This is a genomic window from Pseudorhodoplanes sp. (genome assembly GCF_050250235.1).
Lineage (GTDB): Bacteria > Pseudomonadota > Alphaproteobacteria > Rhizobiales > Xanthobacteraceae > Pseudorhodoplanes.
This window is the reverse complement of sequence record NZ_JBFWPA010000319.1, coordinates 1-2,740: the sequence shown is the minus strand read 5'-3', so window position 1 is coordinate 2,740 and position 2,740 is coordinate 1. Positions and strand designations below refer to the sequence as shown.

Here is a 2,740-nt window from a genome sequence, read left to right as displayed (position 1 = left end):
CTGGAACCGGCAAAACCTACGTGACTGCCCGCGCGATCCTGTCACTCGTGCGCCAAGGCCACCGTGTCGGCGTCGCCTCGAACAGCCATGAGGCTATCCGCAATGTGCTCATGGGCTGCCTGAGCGCCTTGGAAGAAAGCGACCTCGACATCGCCCCCGGAAAAGCAGACTTGGCGCACAAAGTCAGCGCGGGTGAAGACGGCTATCCCGATGGCTTTACCGGCATCGCGCGGGCAACATCGAACGACGATCCTGTGCTGACGCACGCACATGTTGTGGGCGGCACCGCGTTCTTTTTCGCACGGCCGGAGTCCGAGCAATCCTTCGATTGGCTTTTCGTAGACGAGGCCGGACAGGTCGGCCTCGCGAACATGGTTGCCATGGGACGTGCGGCCCGAAACATCGTTCTGGTTGGCGATCCGCGCCAATTGCCCCAGGTCATCCAAGGGGCACATCCCGAGCCTGCAAATCTGTCGTGCCTCGAATGGATGCTGGGCGAACATGCCACCATTCCGCCGAACCGAGGCATCTTCCTGCCGATATCGCGCCGGATGCATCCCGAGGTATGCCGATTCATTTCGGACCAGGTCTATGAAGGGCGGCTGTCCAGCCATCCCGACACGGCCCGTCAGCGCGCGAGCGGCGTCCCTTTCCCTGAGGCTGGGGCCTTTTGGATTCCCGTCGTCCATGAGGGAAATGCTCAAATCGCACCGGAAGAAGTCGCCGCCATTCAAGCAGCCACGCGAGACCTGCTGTCGGGCACATGGACGGAAAAGGATGGTACGCCTCGCCCAATGACCCAGAGGGATATCATAGTCGTCGCCCCCTATAACGCGCAGGTCAACGCGCTGCGGGAAGCGCTACCCGAAGACATCCGCGTGGGCACCGTAGATAAGTTTCAAGGCCAGGAAGCCCCCGTGTGCTTAGTTTCTATGACGGCCTCCTCTGTGGAGGAAACTGTGCGCGGCATGGACTTCCTGTTCTCGCTTAACCGCATCAACGTGGCAGTATCACGGGCAAAGGCGCTGGCGCTGGTCTTCGGCGCGCCACGCCTACGCGAGGCTAAGTGCGAGACCGTGGAGCAAATGCGGCTTGTGAATACTCTATGTGCATTGCCGGAAGTTGGGAAATCTTGAATGTGGCAAGACTTCGAAGCGCGAATTGCGGAGAACGAAGGGGATCGACCCATTCCGCTTCGCAAGGCTCTTTTCGACGTAATCCGGGACTCAGAACTGCGTCCCGGTCAAGGCGTCACCAAAAAAATGGTGGCATTCGAGTTCGGTGGCGGAGAGCGGCTGGTTTGGGAAATAGAAGGTCCGGCACATAACTTCTTTCTGCACAAGAAATGGCAGCACGCGCTCGCGTCGTCCGGATTTGCGTTTGAGGCGCGGCCATATCAGCAGGGGATCAAGGATGGCGGACGACATTCCGCGCTGAGTCGACCGTGGTCCTTCGGAGATCAGGACTGCATCGTACTGCGCATAGAAACCCCCGACCAACTGCACCGATTGCTCAATACGCTGGCGCCTGCGGACGGCAGCCTGCGTCTCGCCTCCGAAGCCGTTTCGCGATGGGTCGCTCGGCTGCGCGAATTTTTCCCCAATCTCGAACGATTTGACAAACCCGACCCGGAGTTCGATGCGCGCGAACGAAACTACAAGCTTGAGCTCGCGAAGGACTTACGCGCGGCACTCGGACAAGCCGTTACCGATCAGGACTTTGTCGATGCAATACATGCCGCTCTAGTCAAGAGTAACTTGCTTCCTTGGCGTGCCTACTGGCCCATGTCGCCAAAGGGCGACGGAGACCGTAAACGGCTCTGGCCGGCCCTCACAGCGTTAGCGCGTGCCGCCCTGGAGGCGCCTCAAGGCTATCCCGCAGCGCTAGCCGCGTTCGTCGACGCATGGCTGGAAGCTGTTCCTAAAGCCTCGTCGGATCCAGCGCGGCAGATCGCCGAATTTCTGTTTCTGCACCTTGCCCCTAACGACGGCATCTACATTCGCCACTCTGTGCGACAAGATCTGTGGCTCGAGGCGGTCGGCAGACAATTCCCAGATCATGATTCAATGGCGCAAATCTACGCTGAGGAACTGCGCTTCATGCGGGCCGTCCGGCGCGCTTTCGAGGAACGCGGCCTTGCTCCGCGAGACATGATCGACGTGCAAAGCGCCTTGTGGGTCGCACACAACTACAAAGATGACGACAAATCCAGCGCGATGTCAGCACCGCTGCTTCGGGTCGCCGTCGAAGCCGCAATGGACGCTTATGACCGTTATCGCCAGACGGGCGAGCACGGAGGAATCTTCAGCCATTTCGGCGAACCGCGCGACTATTGGGTTCGCTCAACGCGAGAGCGGCCAAATCGGGTGTACCCGACAAAACCTATCGTGGGCTTCGCACGGAATAAGACCGAATTGAACGGCGGCTGGGGCCAGAAGGAAGACGCCGCCGCTCGACTTCACAATTCAGGCTTCATCATCGTCGACCAAGACGGCGTTCCTGTCCCGCCGCCCGAGCGCTACGAACATCTGATCCGTGACGCGGACCGCATCCGGCTTTGCGCCCTGAACTATTACATTGAGCCAGCACGTGAAAACGGTGCGCGAGGGATTTCGATCCGCGCGGGGAACATGGCCAAGGACTTGGGTGTGCAGAACGCCCTCCCCGCAATCTGCAGCGCGCTCGGCGGTGAGAAGCTTCAGCGGCTCGCCAAAGTTGCCGCGCCGACCCATACCGAACC

General features: G+C 60.1%; 1 protein-coding gene and 1 pseudogene. Both read left to right on the top strand.

The annotated features are described in order from the left end of the window. The coding region (locus AB7F49_RS39385) for a DEAD/DEAH box helicase (protein ID WP_428533491.1) at positions 1 to 1,136 on the top strand (1,136 nt) is incomplete at its 5' end. Beyond that, positions 1,137 to 2,740 (top strand): annotated as a pseudogene (locus AB7F49_RS39380) (hypothetical protein); the annotation flags it as partial.